Source organism: Brucella gallinifaecis (genome assembly GCF_006476605.1).
Classification (GTDB): domain Bacteria; phylum Pseudomonadota; class Alphaproteobacteria; order Rhizobiales; family Rhizobiaceae; genus Brucella; species Brucella gallinifaecis.
In genome coordinates, this window is record NZ_ML636818.1 from 1 (window position 1) to 23,533 (window position 23,533).

A 23,533-nucleotide genomic window follows, 5' to 3' on the forward strand; every position below is an offset into this window, starting at 1 on the left:
CTGTTCTCGGCATCTAAGCCGAAGTCAGGCAGAAATTCCACTTATCTCCGCTGTCCAGATTTCCCGAACCACCTCTCTGATATTCTGACGGAAGTATTTGGGCAATATCAGCTGCAGGTAGAAAATCGACTGGCCGATAGTTACCGTACTTGGAATTACTGCGTCCAATTCCAAGAAAGTGATTTCAATTTTATTAGCCGGCTTATGGAACATGAAGGTATTTATTACTACTTCACTCATCAGCAAAGCGGCCATACGCTCGTGCTGGCTGATGCCCCTGGCGCCCATCAAGAATTATCGGGTTACGCCAACATTCCCTACCTGCTTCCCGAAGGGGGGCTGGTGGGAAATATCGATAGCATCAATAGCTGGTGCGTCTCTGACTCCATCACGCCCAGCCTGTATAGTTTGGATGATTATGATTTTCGTAAACCGCGGGCGCATTTGCTCGAGACCCGACAGAACCCAGCTTCCTTTGCGAAAGATAAAGCTGAAGTGTTTGACTGGCCGGGGCACTATACCGATCAAGAGCATGGTCAGTTTTATGTCAAGGTTCGCCAACAGGAACTCGAAGCTCAGCATGAACAGATGGGGGGCGAAGGTAACTCGCTAGGTATCGCGCCTGGTTATCGTTTTCAGCTGACACAGGCTCCGCGGCCTGAAGACAATCGCGCCTATCTGGTAATAAGCGCTCGTTATTTCATGCAGGCCTACAGCTACGCTACTAACGATAATAATGCGGGTGAACAGCGCACAGAGTTTCAGGTGGTGCCGGCTGATTTCAACTGGCGTCCACAGCGGACCACGCCGTGGCCGAAAACGCACGGACCGCAAACCGCCGAAGTGGTGGGGCCGACAGGCGAGACCATCTGGACTGATAAATATGGGCGGGTAAAGCTCAATTTCCGTTGGGATCGTTATGGTAATGGCGATGAAACCAGTTCCTGCTGGGTGCGCGTCTCCAATGCCTGGGCGGGTTGGAAATATGGCGGCATGCAGATCCCGCGCATCGGTGAAGAGGTGGTAGTTGACTTTATCAATGGTGATCCAGATCGCCCCATCATCATTGGCCGTGTCTACAATGAAGACAGTATGCCGCCGTGGGATTTGCCTGGCGACGCCACCAAGATGGGTTTTATGAGCCGCAGCAAGGATGGCGGCGCGGACAACGCCAGCTTTCTGTTTATGGAAGATGCTCCCGGGAGGGAATCCTTCGACATGCATGCCGAGCGCGACATGAATATATCGGTGGAAAAGAACAAGGATGTTAAGATCGACGGCAATCATACGACACACATCGGCGGAACAGAAGATCGTCAGATTACTGGCAGACGTAATACCATCGTTACAGATCACGAAACCTCAGTCTTTAGCAAAGGGCAGACTGTAAATATTACCGGTGATCAGAATATTCTGTTGAATGGAAATCGTATTCATACGATCGAAAATAAAGAGACCAAGCTGATCAAGCAAGGGCAGGACACCGTAATCGAAGAGGGCGATAAAAATCTAACTCTTGCCAAAGGCAATATGTCTATCAAGCTCGAAGACGGCAATCTGACTTCCGCAATTTCCGATGATTACGACCTAAAAGCGAAACGAATCAAGATCCACACCGTTGAGGGTGATTTCCCAAAAGATAAGTATTCCGATGTTCCGGCGGATATTTATATTCATGGTAATAACGTAGTTACGAAAAGTGACCACGTGAAAGATATTAATTATGAAAGCAGAATTATAAAAAACCATGGATCTGCCTATATAAAAACGTACGGAACATCAAATAATATTAATATTGGCGCCTTCAATACTACAAATGTATCGGCTACAAATACAATTAATGTTGGCGCTGAATTTAGATGTAATTTTTCCTCATCTAATAGTATTATGATAGGCTCTACGGCAAGTATTTTTTCTGGTATGGATTTTAAGTTGAACACAAGTTTATGTTATGAAGTAAAATTCGCTATGAATTTTTCTTATTCTAAAAGTATGGTTGTGAGGAAAAAAGAATTTGTATACGAAACACATAATGTTGAAATAAAAAAAACAAACATATCGATGATTCTCGATGAAATTCTATTTGTTCTATAGATAGCGTTGCGATAACTATAATATATAATTTATTGTTGTTGTGTAGATTGAATTGTTTAAGATCACTCAGCGAGTGTTGTGCTTACGATGAAAACGGTAAAGCCATTGCGCCTCAGCGTGCTGCATCGCCCCTATCACTGGCAAGGGCTGGATCATCTGGGGGTTTCTATCTTGGCTTTGGCTGATATGGGTGAAGCCTCGCGCCTGCGCCCCGAGCACGAACTGTGGCAGCTCGCTAGTGAAGAGCTGGCGCTCGACGGCGGTGTGCTTGACCTTGCCTTTCCCAAAGCCTGCGCCGAATTTCTCGCTACAGGCTATGCCTACACTCACCATCAGGCAGACAAAACGGCCTGCGCAGTTAAAATTCAGGTCGATACGCTGGAAAAAACGCTGGTGGCTATTGGCGATCGGCATTGGGTCAATGACCGCGCTTCCGCACCTCTTCCCTTTGACGAGATGCGCCTGGATTGGAGTCGGGCTTTCGGTGGCTCTCAATGGGCTGAAAATCCGCTCGGCATCGGTGTTCGACCTGAAAAATTGCCGCACGGCGCCCCTCATGTCTTGCCCAATATTGAACCATTGCATGGTCGATTGACTTCGCCACATCAGACGCCACTTCCCGTCAGCTTCAATGCTCTCAACATCAACTGGCCGCGCCGCTTTAGCCGGATCGGCAAAAAATATGACGAAAACTGGTTGGAGAATGATTTTCCGGGCTTGGCCAGTGATGTTGACTGGCGTCTGTTCAATATGGCTGACGATGATCAGCAATGGCCGCAACGCGACGCATTGCCAATCGGCGCTACCTACCGAATTTGGAACATGCACCCGCAAATTCCTTGCCAAGAGGGGCAATTGCCACGGTGGATAGAGCGCTGCTTCATGAATCGCGTGCGGGATGGTGAGGAAGTGCTGGAAGAAATCGCCATGCGCCATACGACGGTTTGGTTCTTCCCGCATCGCAAGCAAATGCTGCTGATTTATCACGGCAGCGCACGCATCAATGAAGACGATGCCGCCGACGTGCTGCACTTGATGCCTGCCCTGGAAGAAGAGGGAGCTAGCCGCTCGACCGTCCACTACCGTAAGGTGTTACGCCAGCGTTGCGATAAGGAAAAAGGCGCGCTGTACGCATTTCGCGAAAAAGATCTGGTGCCGGAAACAGCGATAGGCCCGTGGCTCGATACTGAGCAGTCGGGCGAACAAAGCCCGATGGTGCGAAATGCAACCAACTATCAACGCTACATGCAGCAGCAATTGTGCGATCAGTGGCTGTCGGAAGGTCAGGACATTCATGAGGTGATCCCGCCAGCGGAGCGCCTGAGACTGGACGAGCTGCCGGAATATGTGGAACGACTTGAACAGGAAGCAGAGAAACAAAAAGAAGCAGCTTTTGAAAAGATGCGTGCCGCGGGTGTGGATCCCGAAGCTCCTGTTGATCCCGAAAAGCAGGGAAGCGGATATGAAAATTTCCAAAAGATGCGTGATTTTCTCTTTCAGCACGGTGATTTCATAGACCGTCATCGTTTGGAGGAGCAAGAACGCGCACTGTATCAGGCCTATTTGATGAGCGCTCAAGCACAGGGCGCGGCACCACGCCAGAGTGGTGAACAAGCGACAGTCACACGCAATCGCGTAACCACCACCCAGCAAAGCGACAAAAATTTCAGCGGCATGGACTTAACCGGCGCCGATCTTTCCGGTCTGAATCTGAGCCATGCCGATTTCAGTCGCTGCCTGTTGGAAAATGCTGACCTTAGCGGTTGCTGCCTCGACCGCGCCAATTTTCATGAAGCAATGCTGGCGCGCGCCAATCTCACCGGAGCCAAGTTGCGGCATGCGAACTTGAATAAGGCATCATTGGCTTTGGCTTGTTGCGAGAATACCGATTTTTCTCAGGCCGCGCTTGTTGATACCAATATTCAGGAAACGCTGTTCAAAAACTGTAATTTCACCGGCGGCAGGCTGGAGCAATTATTGGGATATCGTACCTTTTTGATGCAGTGCGATTTTTCTGGGGCCACGCTTGCCAGTACCGTGCTGCTGGAATTGCAGCTAACCAGTCTGAAATTCAACCGCTCTAAACTGCGCAAGGTCGCGTTTATCCGTTGCCAGCTTGAAGAATTCGATTTCAGTCACGCTGAACTCGATTCTTGCTCAATGGTCGAAACCCGCGCAGAACGTTGCACATTTCACGGCGCCAAGCTGCAAACCTGCTCCTTTGCCGCGCAAAGTGCGCTTCCGGGAGCGGATTTCAGCGAAGCGACGCTCAGGCAGTGCAATCTTCGTCAACTGTCCCTGCAACAAGCCAATTTTCGCCGAGCGCGTCTCGAAAACAGTGACTTTTCTGAATCGCAGTTAACTGCTGCCAACCTCCAGCAAATGAACGGCAATGGCAGCCTCTTCGTTCGCTGCGACTTCAGCGGTGCTGATTTGTCAAATGCCAGTTTGATTACCGCCTTGATGCAAAAAAGCCAGTTCAGTGGCGCTAGTCTGCATGGAGCCAATCTATTTCGCGCGGATCTATCGCGGTCGCGGATTGATGGTTCCACAAAAATCGCGGCCGCATACACAAAGCGGACAAAGACGCTCCCTCGCATCCAGCGGGAGAAAGTATAATGTTGGACACAGAAACCGTTCGAAAACAAATTGAGCGCGGCGAACTCCTGCAGGAATGCGACATCAGCCATCTGGATCTGCGTGGATGGGATGTGTCCGGAGCAATATTTTCCCAGGTTGATATGCACGGAATCGACTTCACAGGTTGCAACCTGAAAGAAGCGGTTTTCAATGAATGCCAGTTGGACGATTGCTATTTCGGTCAGCAACGACTTCACCAGACGCTCTTCAATGAATGTGGCTTAGAACGCGCTAACTTTTCAAAATGCTATATCGAACAAGGCACTTTCAACAAATGCCGACTTAATGATGCGAGCTTCAAAGAGGCCAGTCTCGATACAACGCAGTTTATGAATAGCCAGCTGGAGCGCAGTGATCTCTCTATATCCAAGCAGGATCGGGTGGTCTTCTGTGAAACGGCATTATCGCAAACCACTCTGGCTCAAAGCCAATTATCGCTCGTCACATTTTTTGGCCTCGATTTGCGCGAAACAGACCTACACGCGTGTCAGTTCGATCGTGCCATATTTTTTGAATGTAACCATCAAGGCAAGAGTTATCGCGGTCAGCAGTTCATTGCTTGCCAGTTTGCCGACAATCTGCTGGACGATGCCGATTTTAGCCAGACCACGTTGCGCCAGTGCAACTTCAAAGGGGCTTCACTGAAGCGCGCCCAATTTTCGGGTGCGCAGGCACAGCAAACCCTATGGCTGGAAGCCGATCTGACCCAGGCTCAATGTCAGCGTGGGCAGTTCGATCAGGCGATATTCAGTGAAGCCACACTGAAAACAGCGGACTTCAGTCACGCGCACCTATATCAATGCATTTTTCAGTATAGCCGGTCGGCAGGTTGCAACTTCAGCGATAGCGATCTGACCTATGCTGATTTTTCTTATGCAGATATTGGCGCGGCCGACTTCCGGCGTGCGCGCTTTGTCCGCACCCGAATTCACCGAGCTCATCAACAACATACGCGCTGGAATGATCGTGTCGGCATTCTGGATTGCGATGACGAGCTATATGCCGCTGAAACCTGGAGCGCGCAACGCGATAGTCGAGTTTAATCGTATTAACCCTTACTAAGGAAATTATCATGAGCGCTGCCAAAGCTACTCACGCACTCAAGATCGCTCCGCCAGAGCAGGCTGTCGGTGAAGTTGTGAAGCTGTTGACGGACGGCAGCCTGATCGTGGAGTGTCAGGGTCGCGGCTGGCATTGCCGTCGGGCGGTAAGCTGTCTGCTTACTCCAGATTGTGGCGACAATGTGCTTGTTGCGGGGGGCGGGGGCGAGCTTTGGGTGATAGCTGTATTGCAGCGTGCTGCACCGTACAACGCGACGCGACTGACTGTTGAAGGCGATCTGCAAATCGAAACCCCGCATGGTTCGTTGTCACTGCACAGCGCGCAGTCGCTGAACTTCTCTGGCGATGTCTTGGCGCTACAGGCACACAGCGGCGATTGTCGCATCGATAAGCTTGAGTATAGCGGCAAAGATTTATCGGCCTTTGTTAGCGTGGCCCGCTTGGCCGGCAAGAGCTGTGAAACACTGTGGCATTCGGTGAACCAGATTAGCCATGTTCTGTTCCGCAAGGTGCGCCAGACCGAACATGTACGTGTCGGCCAATTGGATTATCAGGCGGAAGATTACGCTCGGTTACATGCCCGCAACACACTCATCACATCAAAAGATATTACCAAGCTTGATTCACAACAGATCCACGTCGGATAAACCTGCGGAGGCCTTTTATGTTTGCCAATAGTCAAATGACCGGAACGGACTTGGCGTTTCCAGATGTGTGCCTGACACCGAGCCCAATACCGGTTCCAGTTCCCTATCCAGACATTGCTCTAGCGCCAACTGCCATACCTAATGCATTCAACATTTTGTTTCTTGGCGCACCCGCGCATAACATGGCCACTGTGACGCCATTGACCAACGGTGACAATTCCGGCGTGTCGCTGGGCGTTGCTTCGGGCACGGTGATGGGACCATCCCGTCATTTAACTGGCGCTTTTACCGTATTGTTGAAGGGGTCGCCAGCCACCCGGCTAACCAGCACTACTCTGCAAAACTCCACCAACGCGCCGGGCGCGCGCATTGTACCCAGCCAATTGAAAATATTGATGCTTGCGCCTTGATAGCCAGAGCACGAAGGCACGGTTCGTAAATTCAATAATCTGGACGCTTCTAACGCCCTAGCGCCTAACTATACAACCACTACTCAAGATCGAAGAGAATATTGTGAAGACCGGGATCACACTGACGCTATTGACCATCCTGTCGCTCGGTGGCTGCGCGGTTTTCGCTAAACCCTCGCCGCCACACTACAATCTGACCTTCGATGCCGATGCACAAGTTAATACTATGGCTGATGGGCAGCCGGCGCCGATTAAAATTCACGTTTTGATGTTGCGCTCTGATAACGAATTTATAGGCGCTGACTTTTTCAGTTTGCAGAAGAACCCGCAAGACACGCTTGGCGATAAGCTGCTTGATAGCAACCAGTTTTTTCTGACACCAGGGCAGACTGGCAAAAATTTCAAAGGTCAAAGCGCACCGGAAGCGCGCTATATAGGTGTAGTTGCCGAATATCAGAATCTGGACGGTAAAGTTTGGCGCATTTCGTTGCCACTTCCAGATGCCACTAAAGACAATTTCTACAAGATATGGCCATTTGCGCATGACGAGCTGACAGCTCATATCGTCGTGATTGTTGATGGCATCCAAATTGTGAAGGAAGCCGACTAACCGATCAATTGTTGTCATGGAACGAAATTACGATAGGCATACCAATGAACAGTGCTGACAAGTTGGTCTGGAATGAAGGGATGTTCTTGCGCCCGCATCATTTCCAGCAGGCAGAAAACTATCTTGAAACCTATGTGCGTAACTGGGGTCAAGCCCACACCGGCTATTTCTGGGGGTTTCTAAACGTGGAAATGGATCAGGAATTACTGCGTCAAGGTAAAATTGCGCTCCACGCCGCCAGCGGTATTATGCCAGATGGCACCCCATTTTGTTTCTCCGGCGCCCAGCAGGCGCCATCCCCATTGAACATCGCAGAAAATGAGACCGGCGAAAGCGTGGTGTTAGCGCTGCCGACCTATCGTTCAGGGCGGATAGACGTCATTTTCCAGGAAAGCCCGGATGCGCTGGCACGCTATTTAGCCTACGAAAAGGAAGTCAATGACCTCAACGCTGTCTCGTTGGGTGGTACAGCGCTGCAATTTGGTGGTCTGCGTCTGCGACTGATGAAGAAGAGCGATCTTACTGCTGAATGGACATCGCTCGACATCACCCGAGTGCTGAAAAAAAGCGGCGATAACAGCTTGAGGCTGGACGCAACACAGATTCCACCAATGCTGAACTGCCAGGGCAGCCCGGTACTGAAAGGTTTCATCAACGATCTACATGGCCTGCTGCGTCAGCGCAGTCAGCAGATGAGCCAGCGTCTCCGCCTTCCGGGTCGTGGGGGGCGTTACGAAATGGTCAATTTCATGATGTTGCAAATAATCAACCGCCATCTCGGTCAGGTAAGTCACGCCTGTCATCTCGATCATCTGCACCCGGAGCGTCTATTTGCACACTGGCTGGAATTTGCCACCGAGCTTGCCAGCTTCTCGGTGCAACGTGCTCCTGAAGATGATCTGCCTGCTTATGATCACGATAATTTGGCGCAGTGTTTTGGCAACCTTATGCTGTTGCTGCGTCAAGGGCTGGCAGTAGTTCTGGAGGAGAATGCTATCCAACTGGCTTTGGTCGAACGTTCTCACGGTCTGAGCGTTGCCACCGTGCCGGACTCCAGGATGATGCATGCTTTTGGCTTTGTGCTGGCGGTGCAAGCCGACATGGCCGCTGAAATGCTGCTGGCTCATTTTCCTGCGCAGATGAAAATTGCTCCAGTCACTCATATCCGTGATCTGGTGCAGCTCCAGCTACCGGGTATCGGATTGTGCGCAATGCCGAGCCCGCCCTATCAAATCCCTTATCACGCTGGCTACATCTATTTCGAACTGGAAAAAAGCGGTGACCTTTGGAGGCAGATGGAAAAATCCGGTGCGTTCGCCCTTCATCTGGCTGGTGAATTCCCTGGATTGAACATGGAATTTTGGGCAATTCGCAGTCATACGGATTCATAGTCAATGATACAGGGGAACAGCATCACGCCAGTAAACAATCCGTTGGTGCAAGCCGCCAACCCGTTGTTGAACGCCATTTCTGAGATCCGTCATCTGCCTGTCCAGGTCGATCCGGTGCTGTTGCGACAGAAATTGATCGAAGAAATGCGCCGCTTTGAAATTCGCGGTCAGCTCGCCAGCCTGCCGCATGAAGTAATTATCGGTGCGCGTTACTGCCTGTGTACCGCGCTGGATGAAGCGGCATCGCTAACGCCTTGGGGCAGCGCCAGTGTCTGGTCGAGTAGCGGGTTGCTGGTGACCTTTCACAATGAAACCGGTGGCGGCGAAAAGTTTTTTCAGCTGGCGGCCAAACTGTCGCAAAATCCGCACGAACATATCAATCTATTGGAGTTGATTAATTTCTGTCTGCTGCTGGGGTTCGAAGGACGCTATCGGGTGATCGAGAACGGTCGCTCGCAGTTGGAAACAGTGAAACAACGCCTGCTGCAATTGATCCGTTTAGTACGTGGCAGTTATGCGCAACCGCTGTCTCCCCAGGGTTTTGAACTGCCCGTGCAACAGACATCATCGCATACAGCGATGCCGCTGTTGGTCTGCCTCTTACTCGTCTCCTTTCTCGCTTCACTGCTCTTCATCACTCTCAACTGGCAGTTGGGCAATGATACTAACCGAGTGTTGGCAGCTATTTACCAAACCAAATTACCGCAGATGACGATCAGCTCCTCCGTACAGGCCACACCGGGGAAGCTGAACCTTAAAAGCTTTCTGCGGCAAGAGATTGTTGAAGGATTGGTAGTCGTGCGCGATGAAGCACGGCAGAGCGTTATCCTTCTGAAAGGTGATGGGTTGTTCAACTCTGCCGCAACAAAGGTTCGCGCCAATTATATCAGGGTCATTGATCGCATCGCGACGGCCATAAATAGCGTCAGCGGGAATATTCTGGTCGTCGGCTACAGCGACAATCTGCCAATCCATAGCACGCACTTTGCTTCCAATCGGGAGCTGTCGCTGGCGCGCGCCGAAGCGGTTGGCACCCAATTGCGCAGGTACCTCGACAATCCACAGAGGGTGAAAACCGAAGGGCGTGGTGAAAGCAATCCCGTCGCTCCGAATACCAATGACGCGAACCGCGCGTTGAACCGTCGGGTAGAAATTATACTTCTGGCCATACCCGAAAGAACCCAGGTGGAAGTCAATGAATTGTCACAAGGAAACGGAAAGTAATGCTTGGCAAATTATTCTCCATCATTACTAGCCGTCTGCTGTGGGGCTTCTTAGGCATCACTCTTCTGGCATTTATCATCTGGGTGATAGGTCCACTGATAGCCATCGGCGACTATCGACCTCTGGAGTCGGAACTTTGCCGGCAGATCGTCATTGGTGCTATTTATCTGATCTGGATTCTTTGTCGTCTGATCCCCTATCTCTACAATGCGAGGTTCAACGGCCGACTGCTGAGCAACCTGCATGCTGCCGTTCCGGTCGGGGCGGAGAATAAACCTGAGATCAAACAGAATAACCAGCTCGCGCAGCGTTTTAGCGAAGCGGCGCAATTGTTGAAAAAAGTGCAGTTTGCGCGGAGTCGCGGACATCGTACATTTCGCTGGCTAACTCGCTTTGGCCGCGAACATGTATATCAACTGCCTTGGTATGTTGTCGTTGGCGCACCGGGCTCGGGCAAAACCTCTGCGCTATTCAATTCTGGCTTGGATTTTCCATTGAAGAACCGCTTCGGCCCATCCATGCAGCCCTGCATTGATGGCTCCTGCGACTGCAATTGGTGGTTCACAAATGATGCTGTTTTGCTTGATACTGCAGGCCGTTACGCTACTCAAGACAAGCATTTTGCAGAAGACGCTAGTGAATGGAATAATTTTGTCGCGTTGTTGAAAAAATACCGTCCCCGTCAGCCGATTAATGGCGTGGTGATGACAATTAGCGTTGCTGATTTGCTGAGTAACGGTGCCGAAGCTCGTACTGCGCAGGCCAATGCGTTGCGCAAACGCCTGATAGAGTTACATGAACGGTTGGGGATTAATTTCCCAATCTATGTTCTGGTTACTAAAACCGATATGCTCGAAGGCTTTGCGGCTTATTTTCATGGCTTGGATGAGGCGCAACGTAACCAGATCTGGGGCTTCACCATCCCGTGGGAACAGTCACGGCAGGCAGAATTCGACCTGCAAGCGACGTTTGCTTCACAATATGCTTTGCTGTGTCGGCGGCTGGATGCGGCACTGCCTGATAGGTTGCTGAAAGAACATGACACGCGCCGATGTGCCGAGAGTTATTTGTTCCCGCAGGAGTTCGCGGCACTTAATCCACTGTTGACCCAATATCTGAACCATATATTCGCGACATCGAATTTCACGCCTCGCTTCATGCCGCGCGGAATTTATTTCACGAGTAGCAGGCAGAAAGGGGCGCCGCTTGGCCGGAGGATGAGCGCTTTGAACCCCATCCTACAGACCCCGCTAGGTGTTCAAAAATCGCAGATCGATACCGACAGGGATGACGCAGGACACGAGACGGCTGCTCAAACAGGCCAAAGCCGGAGTTTCTTCTTGAAGGACACGCTGGAAAGGCTGGTTCTCCGGGAGCCAGGGTTGGCGAGTAGTAATCGCTGGTGGGAATACCGCAATCGCGTCTTGCATTGGATAGGGTATGCCACGTTTGCAACAATTTTGACAATTCTGGCGCTGTTTTGGTGGGCTAGCTATGACAACAACAAGGTTTATCTGACCGAAGTGGCAGCTAAAGTGCCCAGCATAGAACGTCAGGGGCAGAGTCTCAGACGGATAGAGGATGGCGACATGTTTTCCTTGCTACCATTTCTCAACAGCGCGCTGCATTTGCCGGACAGCCAGAATTTTTCGCTAAACGATCCGCCGATCACCTACCGGATGGGGCTGTTTCGCGGCAAGCAGATCGATGAGGCAGGCGATACATTGTATAAGAAAATTCTAAAAGAATTGCTGTTGCCAAATGTAGCGAAAGAAATATCCTCAACCCTACTCAACGACAATCACAATGATACGGATTTTAGCTATGAAGCGCTGAAGGCCTATCAGATGTTGTATTTGCCGAAACACTACGATGGCAAATTCCTACAGGCATGGGTTATGCTTAATCTGCGGCGCAATCTATCGCAGGGCAGAACACAGCAAGAATTGGAGCAGATCGAATGGCACCTGAACCAATTGCTGGACACGCAGCCCCAAACCTCACCTTTTGCCGAGAACAAAACTCTGGTGGAGCAGGCGCAAATCGCGCTGAGCCGTATACCACTGCCGCAGCGTATCTATGGGCGACTGAAACGTCTGTTATTGCAACGCAACGATATAAGGCCGGTCAGCCAGATTGATTTGACTGGCCCGCAGGTGGCGCTGGTCCTTAGCCGCAAGAGCGGCAAATCGGTAACTGAGGGTGTGCCGGGGCTGTTTACCGCGCAAGGCTATTGGAGACTGTTCAATAACAGTATCGAACCAGTGACCGATATTCTATGTAAGGAGGATGAGTGGGTTTTGGGCAGCCGGTCATCGCAGCAGAACAGCGTCGATCTAATCAAGACTATCCGTCAGCTATATATGCAGGATTTCATTGCTGTCTGGGATGATCTGCTGAGCGATATTCAGCTAGTCAGCATCGACAGTCTGCCTCAGCGCATCAATATTGCGCGCCTGCTGTCCGGCAATTCGTCACCAATGCGTAACCTGCTGGTTAATGTCAGCAAGAATGTCATGTTGCGCGACGAGAAAAACAATGCCGATACGCGTTCGTTGCTGGCTAAAACCGAAGACAGGTTACACCGGAGCGCCAATCGCACACTGGAAATGCTGTTTATGAACCGGCCAGCTAATGCTGACGGTGATGTCTCCGTTCAACCGGAGCAATTGGTGATGGCGCATTTCGAGCCATTGTTGGAACTGGCGCAAAATCAGGCTGAAGGCAACAAAGTCATCCAGTTCGACAGTGTATTGAAACTGGTCGATGAGCTGTACAGCTATATGACGGCAGTTCAAGACGCTGCCAATAGCGGTACGTCGGCACCAGAAAGCGACATTATAACCCGCCTGCAGGCCGCTTCCAACCGGTTACCGACACCGTTCAAACAGATGTTGTTGTCACTTGCGATTGGCGCAAGCAGCGATGCTCGGAGCACGGATATGGAGAACATAAAGAAGCAGATCGGCTTCGAGATCGGTAGCTTTTGCCAAAGGGCAGTTGTCCAGCGTTATCCGCTCGCGGCTCATGCGCGCGAAGAGGTAAGGCCGGACGACCTGGCGCGTATGTTCGCGCCCAACAGCGGGTTGATGGACAACTTCTTCCGAAATAATTTGCAAGGGAAAGTCGATACGACTCGCGCCAACTGGCGTTTTACACCCGGTGTTGACGGCAAAACTTTGCCGGGTGATCAAGGTCTGCTCGTCTCATTTCAAGAAGCACAATATATCCGTGATACCTTTTTCGCTTACGGCAGCGCTACACCATCTTTTCGTGTAACCGTGCGTCCGGGGCAGATGGATAACGATATTCTTGGCTTGACACTGGATGTAGACGGGCAGCTACTCAAATATAGCCACGGTCCGCTGGTGCCGCTGGTGATCAGCTGGCCGGGGCCCCACAACACCAATCAAGTTCGTTTACAACTAACACTGACAAACGGTCGCACCGCCAACCTGTCAGCCGATGGCCCCTGGGCGCTGAACCGGTTGATCGACATGGCGCTAATCTCCTCTGACACAGATGGACCTAGCCGCCAAGCAACTTTCAACATTGATGGCCACCACGTCACGTTGGAGTTCACGCCCAACAGTATTCACAACCCCTTCCAGTTGCCGACTTTTTCCTGCCCGTCCGCCTGAAAGGATAAGAGAATATTCTGACTAAAATACAAAACGTTAACGAAAAAATATGATCCGATCAGATCGAAACGTACCTAATGGGTATCCGGTTTAACAAAGCTTGTCGAAGGTAATTATGGCTATCGATATCCTGCTAACTCCGATTGACGCAGACAATCCTTGTGGTGACAATCTGGAGTACGACGCCGACTTTTTGAGACTGGAGCAAGTCGCTGCCAGCAAGCCCGAGCAGCAGTTCGGCAGCACGATCATTCCGGAACAGACGCCGGATTGGGCGCAGGTGGAACGTCTTGCTAGCGCTCTGCTGCAGCGCACTAAAGATTTGCGGGTTATGCTCCATCTTGCACGTGCTTGGACCCAGTTGCGTGGATTGCAGGGTTATGCGGATGGACTGACGTTAGTCTGTCAAGCGATGATGCAATATTGGGATAGCCTGCAGCCACCGCTGACGTTTGACGGTGCAACCGATCCGCAGTTGCGTATCAACGCATTGGCCGAGCTAGGCGATAATGCAGCTCTGGCTGTTAGTGCGCGCATTGCGCCACTGCTAAAAAGCGCTGGCGATGAAATTTCGGTGCGCGACGCCAGTGCTCTCCTAGACGGTAGTAAATCGGAATGCGCTGGCTTTCCTGGCGGTCGAGGACGACTGCAGGATGAATGGTCGCGGTCAGAACGACCAGAGCGAGAGCTGGTGAGGCGTATTGCCGAAACCCTGACTTCTATCCGCATGAAAGTGATCTTCCATCTGGGGGAGAGCGCATTGCCGGAAATGAGCATGATGACCAATGTATTTTCATTGCTGGCGCAATACAGCCAACACGCTACGTCAGCTTCCGGTAACGAAGAGACAGAACCGCTAGAAGTCGTTGCCAGCACCACACTCAACTGGCGTAATGCACAGATCGAGTCTCGTGATGATGCCCAACTAATGTTGGATAGGGTTAAAAACTATTTTTGCCTTCATGAGCCAAGTCATCCGGCACCACTAATGATTGAACGGGTACAGCGACTGATTGCGCTGGATTTTATGCAAATTATTCATGAGCTGGCGCCTGATGGGCTTAATCAATTGAAGATCATTTTAGGCTCAACCCAGACTGAGGAGGACAATTAGCCACCAAAATTTATTTTATCGATACTTATGCCGTCTGTCATTTGTACAGACTTGCAACCAAATTTGCCTCCTTCACTACAAGAGGCATGTGCCTTATCACCACTATATGGACGCAACCATGTCAAACTCTAAATCCAATAGCGGGCAGAAATTTGTCGCTCGTAACCGTGCACCCCGCGTGCAGATTGAATACGATGTCGAAATCTATGGTGCAGAACGCAAGATCCAACTGCCGTTTGTGATGGGCGTGATGGCGGATCTGGTGGGCAAAGCAGTAGAGATGCAGCTGGGCGTGGAAGAACGCAAGTTTGTAGAAATCGACATCGATAATTTCAATGAACGCATGAAGTCGTTGAAGCCACGCGTAGCGTATGAGGTAGACAATACCCTGACTGGCGAAGGCAAGCTGAACATCGATCTGACATTTGACAGCATGGAAGACTTCTCTCCGGCAGCGATTGCTCGCAAGGTTAGCGCATTGAACTGTTTGTTGGATGCCCGTACGCAGCTTTCCAACTTGATGTCTTACATGGATGGCAAAAACGGTGCGGAGGAGTTGATCTCGAAGATACTACAGAACCCGACATTGCTGCAATCCCTAAGCAATGCGCCAAAGCCAGCCGTTGACGATGACAACAACGAGCGGGAGGGTTGATCATGAACAGCTCACCTCAACAGCAAAACGCAGCACTGGTCGTTGAAACCTTCTCCAGTGATGAATTCACCGCACTTCTGAACAAAGAGTTTCGTCCCAAAACAGACCAAGCGAAAGAAGCCGTTCAAAACGCAGTAAAAACTCTCGCGCAACAAGCGTTAGAAAACACCGTTATCGTCTCCTCCGACGCGTACCGTACCATTCAGGCGTTGATTACCGAAATCGACGAAAAGCTGTCCCAGCAGATCAACCGAATCATTCATCATGACGACTTCCAAAAGCTGGAAGGCACCTGGCAGGGGCTGCAATACCTAGTTAACAGCTCCGAAACCAACGAAATGCTGAAGATTCGCTTCATGAGCATTTCTAAGAAAGAACTTGGTCGCGTCTTGAAGCGCCATAAGGGCGCCGGTTGGGATCAAAGCCCGATCTTCAAGAAAATATATGAAGAGGAATACGGTCAGTTCGGCGGTGAACCTTTTGGTTGTCTGATTGGTGACTACTATTTCGATCACAGCCCGCAGGATGTCGAACTACTGGGTGAAATGGCAAAAGTTGCTGCCGCATCTCATTGTCCGTTTATTGCGGGTGCGGCACCGAGTGTCATGCAGATGGAAACCTGGCAAGAGCTATCCAACCCACGCGATCTGACGAAAATTTTCCAGAACACCGAATATGCTGCCTGGCGTAACCTGCGTGAATCCGAAGACGCTCGCTACCTTGGCTTGGTGATGCCGCGTTTTCTGGCACGTCTGCCCTACGGCATTCGCAGCAACCCAGTGGATGAGTTTGACTTCGAAGAAGATACTGACGGAGCGTCTCACAGCAACTACACTTGGAGCAATGCCGCCTACACAATGGCTGCCAACATCAATCGCTCTTTCAGAGAGTTCGGCTGGTGCACGGCTATCCGCGGTGTGGAGTCGGGAGGTGCAGTGGAGGGGCTGCCATGCCACACCTTTCCCAGCGACGACGGCGGTGTGGATATGAAATGCCCAACTGAGATCGCCATCAGCGACCGCCGCGAAGCGGAGTTGGCTAAGAACGGCTTTATGCCTCTGATTCACCGTAAAAACTCTGACTTCGCTGCCTTTATAGGCGCTCAGTCGCTGCAGAAGCCGGGAGAATACTATGATGCAGACGCTTCGGCCAATGCTCAGCTTTCCGCCCGGTTGCCGTATCTATTCGCGTGCTGCCGCTTCGCGCATTACCTCAAATGCATTGTGCGAGACAAGATTGGTACTTTCCGTGAACGCGATGATATGGAGCGCTGGTTGAATAACTGGATCATGAACTATGTGGATGGTGATCCCGCTAACTCATCGCAAGAAACCAAATCACGTAAGCCGCTTGCTTCGGCGGACGTGCAGGTGGAGGAGCTAGAAGATGTTCCTGGCTTTTATAGTGCTAAATTTTTCCTACGCCCACACTATCAGCTGGAAGGATTAACTGTCTCTCTGCGTCTTGTAACGAAGTTACCTTCTCTAAAGCAGGACAGTTCATCCTGATTTATAAATATTTTCTAGAAATATTTAGTAGATCACTAATTGATTCATATTTTTCATCTATATTTACTTGATATAGATTGTTGATATACTAAAAATTAAATTGTTAATTATAAATAAATAGTTGTTATTAGTTTGCTTAAGATGAAATAGTCATAATGATAATATCATTATTCTCGATATTAGGCGATGTTAATTTTAATGGAGGATGAATAATGTCTATTGATATGTACATGAAAGTAGATGGTGCAAGCGGAGAATCCAAAGATAAGAATCACGAAGGGTGGATAGATATTCTGTCTTTCTCCTGGGGGGCTTCTCAGCCCGGTAATATGGGTGTTGGTGGCGGCGGTGGCGCTGGTAAGGTTTGCTTTAGTGACCTGCAAGTTAACGCATTGATCGACAAATCAACTCCGGCACTCTTGAAGCACTGTGCAAGTGGCAAGCATTTGTTAAAAATAGAGCTTTCTGTTTGCAAGGCTGGCGGCACTCAGGTCGAATACGTCAAAATCACCTTGGAGGATGTGCTGGTCACGGCAGTGCAGTATACAGGCATCGATAAGGAGGCCACTGTTGGTATCACCTATTCGTTCCAAGCAGCAAAGGTAACGCAACAGTACTGGGAACAGAGCGCCCAGGGTGGAAAGGGTGCTGAAAGCGAAGCAAAGTGGAACATTAAGACCAATAGTGAAAGTTAATCGTAATGTAACCTCCCGTTAGCGGGAGGTTACACCGCTTCCTTGAGGTAAAATGTTATTTATACATTGCATTTATTAGATATTATTTGGTGTTGAATTAGTTTAATTGTGATATAAAGATAACTTAAATATAGTATAATTACGTTTACAATTTTAAATAACAAATTCTGATTTTAAGATATAATATTTACATTATGCAGCGTTGTCAGGAATATAAAGTTATTGAATGATACTTACCTGCATCACGGCAGTCAGATGGAAACTGTAAGGTAGCACCATGTGCGATATTGATAATGATAAGGTCAAAATTAGTGTGCCGCATCAGGACGCTCCTCAAGCTTTTTCATTAGAGCCAGTCCCCATCGATATATGGGATAGCCTGATGGAAGAGTTTGCGCCGAACGACGCGCCTCCTGCCGTTATGCCTGATTTGATCGTCAATCTGGATAACCATCCACTGCTGGAGACGTTGGTAACCGAACTGAATCCAGTCGACCCGTTGGCGCAGTTAGCCGACAATCTCGATCTGCGTCAGTTGCAGCAGCAGCAAACTGACCCTGTTGCTCAATTTAATACCGACATTACATTCCGGCGTGACCACGTTCTGGTCGATGCTACCCCTAGTGTCCTTCTTGACGACCAATCCGCGCCAGTTAAGCCAGTTAAGAATCTGCAACGACAGACAGAGGATCAAGCTCTGTGGGGATTATTCAGTAGTTCCTCCGTTCCCGTCTTACCGGATGAGCTGTATCGCGATGACCCGTCAGAACTGATGATGGAAGACGCCATTCCGTTGGCACAAGTGGAGTTGCCAACGACGACGCAAGAGCCTCAGCCATCGTTGAAGCAGGTAAGTGCCTATCAACCTACCCCCCTAGAAAATGTATACGAGCCAAATGCTCGGCTGGAAGGCCCCCCGCATGGCATCGACTTCGATGAGCAGTTGCAATTTGAAGAGGCCGACAACCTGTTGTTCGACAATCACGGATCGAGCTTCATGCCGTCGAAGGTCCCCTTGTACGAGGCTTTGAACAAACTGCAATTGCATCAGTCAGAAATGATCGTAGACATTTGCTCCATAATCGTCGGCATTCTGGATTCATTTAACCCTAAACATCTTGAAGAAGATGCAAATAAAGAAGGTATTACACTATGCAATAACCGTGAAATAGAAATGTGGAAATACTTTGAGAAGCAACACAAGAAATTGTCCGTGGAAATTGACGATGGTTTACGATCTATGTTCGGTGACGTTTTTACGTGCGCTAATAATACTTTAAATGAACGATTCAAATGCAATTAATTGAAGTCGGGTTTTTAATGAATATTGCGAAAAAATTCAGGGCTTCATTTAGTGGGCCCACGGATGTGGCCTTTTGGGATAACTGTATAATTCACTGATTAAAAGGAACGCTGGTGTATTCATTAGCAAGTATTTTGCAAGGCACATCGATCAGCGCAGCCATAACTGCGGTAAAAGACAAAATAAAAGCATGTCCGGCAGATGCTGATTTGCGAGCCGCGTTCGTGCAATTTTTATGCTTGGATGGCAATTGGCAGTACACTCATTCGCAGTTGAAGATCTGGCAGGCATTGAAGCCGGCGGCCCAATCGACGACGCAGAAGTTGATCCAGTCTGTCAGCGCCGAGATGCAACGCCAAAAGGTGTTCGCTGGTGAGATCGCGCCGCGACGGTTGCGGCAAGACCAAGTTTGGTTACAGCAGATGGTTCAGGCGTTGCATCATGACGCGCACGGCGATGCCGCATTGGCTCAAACCTTGCGCGACGAGGCGCTGGAAGCCGCGGCGGTCAGTGCGGGACGGCTGACAATAGCCGATAACGAGCAGGAAAAAGCATTGCGTTTCGAATGGCTAATCGATGGCGACAGTCGGTTGGGTCCGGTATGCGAATTGATTTTGAACGGCATCTACTATTGGCTCCCCTTCGACGACATCGTGGAGATTCAGTTCCAGGCACCCCAGAGCGCCTTCGATCTGGTATGGAGCCATGCGCAGGTGCGGCTGAAAGACGGTGACGCTCAAGTTTGCCATCTACCTGCCCGCTATCCGCTCCATGCTTGCAGCAATGATGCCCTGCTATTGGGTAGGCGCACTGAATGGAAGGCTCTGGGTGGCACCGAACATTATATGGGGCTGGGGCTGAAGACCTGGTTTAGCGATGACAACGAACTCCCCTTCCACAGTTTGCGCCACTTGAATTTTGATGTGGATCGCTGACGATGAACGATAAGCATCTGTCCTATTATAATGCAAACGACCAACGTCGTCATGGCAATCATCTTCATCGCAGCAAAGAGAACATGACATCGAGCGACAAGATGCAGCCGGTATTGCTCGATATGCTCACTGATGATGAACCGCTGAAAACACAGGAAGCCAGCGCGTGTAATTTTGTACTTTATAGTGAGATGCGCCGCTGCGTTTTGCGTGATCTACAGTGGTTATTTAATTGTGTTAATAACGAGCACAATAAAGAACTTGGCAGTTTCCCTCAGGTCCGACGTTCCACTTTGAACTATGGTTGCACTTCATTGGCGGGTAAACGCATGTCGGAGGTCGAGTGGTCGGATATCCAGGCCGCACTGACCAATTCCATTCTCCATTTCGAGCCGCGCATCCTACCCGATGGGCTGCAGGTACGCTGCATTTCGGATGCCAACTCGCTGGAATTGCATAATGTGCTCTCAATAGAGATTAAAGGCCGTCTATGGTGCGTGCCCTATCCGTTGGAGTTTTTGTTCCGTACGGAAGTGGATCTGGAAAATGGTCACTTTGATCTGAAAGATATAGGCTAGGCGATGGAAAGCAGATTTTTAGACTATTACAATCGCGAACTGGTCTATCTGCGGGAAATGGGTGCCGAGTTCGCAGAGCAATATCCGAAGGTAGCGGGTCGTCTCGGTATGTGTGGCATCGATGTAGCGGATTCTTATATCGAGCGGCTGATGGAAGGCTTCGCCTTCCTCACCGCCCGTATACAATTGAAAATGGATGCCGCTTTTCCATGCTTTTCCCAAAGCTTACTAGAAATCATTTATCCCAATTACCTGTCGCCGACGCCGTCTATGGCGATCGCCGAGCTGCACCCGGATAGTAGTAAAGGTGGCATTAGTAACGGCTTCATGGTGCCGCGTGGCACTATAATGGACAGCCAGACGCTAAAGAAAGACGGTACCACCTGCAGCTACACTACGGCACATGATGTGATGTTGCAGCCAGTGCGGTTAGTCAGTGCTGAACTGGGCGGCATTCCTGCTGACATACCGCTTATCAGTTTAGGATTGCACAATAGCAGCTGCCTCAGTGCGTTACGCATCCGGCTCGAGTGTTACGAGAGCGTCGCGCTCAATGATCTTCATCTGGACCAGCTAATGTTTTATTTGGCTGGCCCAGAAATGCATGCGCAGCAATTGCTGGAATTGTTGATGCAGCATAGCGTCGGGCTGATCTGCCAAACGGTTGAAGCACAACCGCAGCGGCAAGCGCTGCCTTTAGACGCGCTATGCCAAGAAGGCTTCGCCGCAGATCAGGCATTGCTGCCGAACGATTTGCGTAATTTCGAAGGTTACCGGTTACTGCAGGAATATTTTGCCTTTCCGGCGCGTTGCCAGTTCTTCAGTATCAGCGGCCTCGGCCTCCTTTTACAGAGAGTGCGCAAGGAAAAGAAGGCGTTGCGGCAGTTCGAGATCGTAGTGCTGTTAGATCGGCAGAATGCAGCGCTCGAGCAGCTGGTTGATGTCAACCATTTTGCGCTGCACTGCACACCGGTCATCAATCTGTTTCCGAAAACAGCAGAACGTATTACTGTCGACGAAACAAAACATGAATACCATCTCGTGGTCGATAAGCTACGCCCATTGGATTATGAAGTCTTCTCGGTGCAACGGCTTGTTGGCAACGCCAGCGAAAAACGTGACGAGCAGGAATTCCGGTCGTTTTATAACACCCTGACCGCAGATAGCGGCAATTATGGTGCCTATTTCTCACTTCGCCGAGAACCTCGTTTGCTGTCAGAACGTGCTCGCCGCTACGGCACTCGTACTGGTTACGCTGGTTCGGAAGTGTTCATATCTGTGGTGGATGAACAGCAATCGCCATGGCACAACGATCTGAAATATCTCACCGCCAATGTCCTTTGCACAAGCCGTGATCTGCCGTTGCTGCTGCGTCAGCAGGATCAGAGCAACTTCATGATATCCGACTCGATTCCCGTCAAACAGATATCGTTACGCAAAGGTCCCACTCCGCCACGTCCGGCACTGGCCCAAGGCATAGTCACTTGGCGGCTTATCAGCCAGTTGCAACTGAACTATCTCAGTCTGATGGATGCAACTCCAGAACAAGGTGCTGCCAGCCTGCGCCAGCTATTGGGACTGTATGGTAATTCGAGTGAGCCAGCGGTGGCCAAGCAGATTCTAGGTGTACGACATTGCAATCTGCATCCGATCCACCGGCGAGTGCCAGAGCCTGGCCCGATTGTGTTCGCCCGCGGTATCGCCATTGATCTTAAGGTCGATGAGCAGGCGTTTTCCGGAAGCAGCCCCTATATATTCGGCAGCGTTCTAGAGCGGGTGTTTTCCCGCCTTGTAGCAATGAACAGTTTTACCGAAATGACGCTTTCCAGCGAGCAGCGCGGCAAAATTGCCCACTGGGGAGCGCGCATGGGCAAAAGGATGCTGATATGAGCGAAAACATAGTAGAGAAATCGCTGATTGATGCACCCAGCCGTCTGCCGGACGATTTTTGGTCGCAGTTGTGCAGTGTGCCCTATAAGCATGATTTGTTTCAACTGTTGCGTCGTCTCGATGCTCAAGGTGGCCAACCCTATCCACTAGGGCGTGCGCCATTGCCACGCTACGAGATGTTCCGTTTGGGGCAAGAGCCCTCGCTATCGTTCGCTCCGTCCACATTGGCGCATGTCGCCCCAAGAGCGAACAGCGAATTGCATGATGTCTCCATTTTCAGTTTTGGTCTATTTGGTCCCAACGGGCCGTTGCCTCTGCATTTGACGGAATATGCGCGCGAACGGGCATATCATTACCAAGATACCACCCTGCGAGCGTTCGCCAACCTATTCCACCACCGGCTCATACTGTTATTTTATCGTTCATGGGCGGATGTGCAGCCGACAGTAACGCAGGATCGCCGAGACAATCGACATTTTGATGATTATCTATCCAACCTGATTGGCACCGGCCCATTGGTACGGCAGCAGCGCGATAGCATCTCCCCCCACACTAAATATTTTATGGCCGGTCACCTGATACGACATGGCCGTGATCCAGAAGGTTTGAGCAAAATCTTGCAGCACACGTTCAAAGTGCCGGTACGTATTGTGGAAAATGTGTCGCATTGGTTGCAGATTGCCCCCGGCGAACAGACGTGCCTCAAAGCAGGACGTGGGGCATCGCGTCTTGGTGAATCAACATTCCTTGGTATCGCCGTGCGCGATGTCCAACATAAATTCCGTATCGAGCTGGGGCCAATGTCGCAGAAAAATTATGATCGCTTTCTTCCTGGGGCCAAATTGAGCAGGCAACTGCGCGATTGGGTGCGTCAATATCTGGGCATTGAATTTGTGTGGGATGTACGGCTGATCCTGGCAAAGGAACAACCGCAAGGCACACAGCTTGGTGGAATGCAGCGATTGGGTTTGAGTAGTTGGTTGACCTGCACCAAAGAAAAAACAGATCGCGATGATCTCATTTTCAGTCCCGAATTACTGGAGTAATTAGCCTAAGAATGTTTATAGTATAATTTTGCCAACTTAAAGCATCAAAGACAATTGTTTAAAAATGAATAGTCAAAATCATTTCGAATTT

At 50.3% G+C, this 23,533-nt stretch carries 18 protein-coding genes; all 18 read left to right on the top strand.

Annotation, left to right across the window (positions count from 1 at the left end):
- Positions 1-2,094: type VI secretion system Vgr family protein (locus FHY56_RS18065; protein ID WP_210240068.1), on the top strand; the 2,094-nt coding region annotated here is incomplete at its 5' end.
- Between the two features lie 87 nt (positions 2,095-2,181).
- Entirely contained in the window at positions 2,182-4,713 is a 2,532-nt protein-coding gene (locus FHY56_RS16655; protein ID WP_140906275.1) for a DUF2169 family type VI secretion system accessory protein, read from the top strand.
- On the top strand, positions 4,713-5,777 hold the full coding sequence (locus tag FHY56_RS16660) for a pentapeptide repeat-containing protein (RefSeq protein WP_210240069.1): 1,065 nt from the start codon (positions 4,713-4,715) through the stop codon (positions 5,775-5,777). The genes FHY56_RS16655 and FHY56_RS16660 overlap by 1 nt, the downstream gene beginning before the upstream one ends.
- A 29-nt stretch (positions 5,778-5,806) precedes the next feature.
- The gene (locus FHY56_RS16665; protein WP_140906277.1) at positions 5,807-6,442 is read left to right on the top strand and encodes a DUF3540 domain-containing protein; all 636 of its coding nucleotides are present in this window, start codon (positions 5,807-5,809) and stop codon (positions 6,440-6,442) included.
- A 17-nt stretch (positions 6,443-6,459) separates the two neighbouring features.
- Positions 6,460-6,852: a DUF4150 domain-containing protein gene (locus tag FHY56_RS16670; RefSeq protein WP_140906278.1), complete on the top strand. Its 393-nt coding sequence runs from the start codon at positions 6,460-6,462 to the stop codon at positions 6,850-6,852.
- A gap of 130 nt (positions 6,853-6,982) precedes the next feature.
- Entirely contained in the window at positions 6,983-7,462 is a 480-nt protein-coding gene (gene tssJ / locus FHY56_RS16675) for a type VI secretion system lipoprotein TssJ (protein WP_210240070.1), read from the top strand.
- Between the two features lie 44 nt (positions 7,463-7,506).
- Positions 7,507-8,853: a type VI secretion system baseplate subunit TssK gene (gene tssK / locus FHY56_RS16680; RefSeq protein WP_140906280.1), complete on the top strand. Its 1,347-nt coding sequence runs from the start codon at positions 7,507-7,509 to the stop codon at positions 8,851-8,853.
- Positions 8,854-8,856: 3 nt separating this feature from the next.
- Positions 8,857-10,077: a DotU family type VI secretion system protein gene (locus FHY56_RS16685; RefSeq protein ID WP_140906281.1), complete on the top strand. Its 1,221-nt coding sequence runs from the start codon at positions 8,857-8,859 to the stop codon at positions 10,075-10,077.
- Positions 10,077-13,718, top strand: a complete 3,642-nt coding sequence (tssM, locus tag FHY56_RS16690; protein WP_140906282.1) for a type VI secretion system membrane subunit TssM — start codon at positions 10,077-10,079, stop codon at positions 13,716-13,718. The genes FHY56_RS16685 and tssM overlap by 1 nt, the downstream gene beginning before the upstream one ends.
- 115 nt (positions 13,719-13,833) lie before the next feature.
- On the top strand, positions 13,834-14,832 hold the full coding sequence (gene tssA / locus FHY56_RS16695; RefSeq protein ID WP_140906283.1) for a type VI secretion system protein TssA: 999 nt from the start codon (positions 13,834-13,836) through the stop codon (positions 14,830-14,832).
- A 118-nt stretch (positions 14,833-14,950) separates the two neighbouring features.
- The gene (gene tssB, locus FHY56_RS16700) at positions 14,951-15,487 is read left to right on the top strand and encodes a type VI secretion system contractile sheath small subunit (protein WP_140906284.1); all 537 of its coding nucleotides are present in this window, start codon (positions 14,951-14,953) and stop codon (positions 15,485-15,487) included.
- Positions 15,488-15,489: 2 nt separating this feature from the next.
- Positions 15,490-16,995: a type VI secretion system contractile sheath large subunit gene (gene tssC / locus FHY56_RS16705; RefSeq protein WP_140906285.1), complete on the top strand. Its 1,506-nt coding sequence runs from the start codon at positions 15,490-15,492 to the stop codon at positions 16,993-16,995.
- 212 nt (positions 16,996-17,207) lie between these two features.
- On the top strand, positions 17,208-17,690 hold the full coding sequence (locus tag FHY56_RS16710) for an Hcp family type VI secretion system effector (protein WP_140906286.1): 483 nt from the start codon (positions 17,208-17,210) through the stop codon (positions 17,688-17,690).
- A 277-nt stretch (positions 17,691-17,967) separates the two neighbouring features.
- Positions 17,968-18,993 carry a type VI secretion system-associated FHA domain protein gene (locus FHY56_RS16715; protein ID WP_140906287.1) on the top strand — a complete coding sequence of 342 codons (1,026 nt, stop codon included), beginning with the start codon at positions 17,968-17,970 and terminating at the stop codon, positions 18,991-18,993.
- A gap of 113 nt (positions 18,994-19,106) precedes the next feature.
- On the top strand, positions 19,107-19,928 hold the full coding sequence (locus FHY56_RS16720; protein ID WP_168927624.1) for a type VI secretion system accessory protein TagJ: 822 nt from the start codon (positions 19,107-19,109) through the stop codon (positions 19,926-19,928).
- Between the two features lie 2 nt (positions 19,929-19,930).
- Positions 19,931-20,506: a type VI secretion system baseplate subunit TssE gene (locus FHY56_RS16725; protein WP_140906288.1), complete on the top strand. Its 576-nt coding sequence runs from the start codon at positions 19,931-19,933 to the stop codon at positions 20,504-20,506.
- Positions 20,507-20,509: 3 nt separating this feature from the next.
- A complete protein-coding gene (gene tssF / locus FHY56_RS16730; protein WP_140906289.1) occupies positions 20,510-22,396 on the top strand; it encodes a type VI secretion system baseplate subunit TssF in 1,887 nt (628 codons plus the stop codon).
- Complete coding sequence (gene tssG, locus FHY56_RS16735; RefSeq protein ID WP_140906290.1) at positions 22,393-23,442, top strand: type VI secretion system baseplate subunit TssG; 1,050 nt, start codon at positions 22,393-22,395, stop codon at positions 23,440-23,442. Before tssF ends, tssG begins: the two co-directional genes overlap by 4 nt.
- The last annotated feature ends 91 nt before the right edge of the window (positions 23,443-23,533 follow it).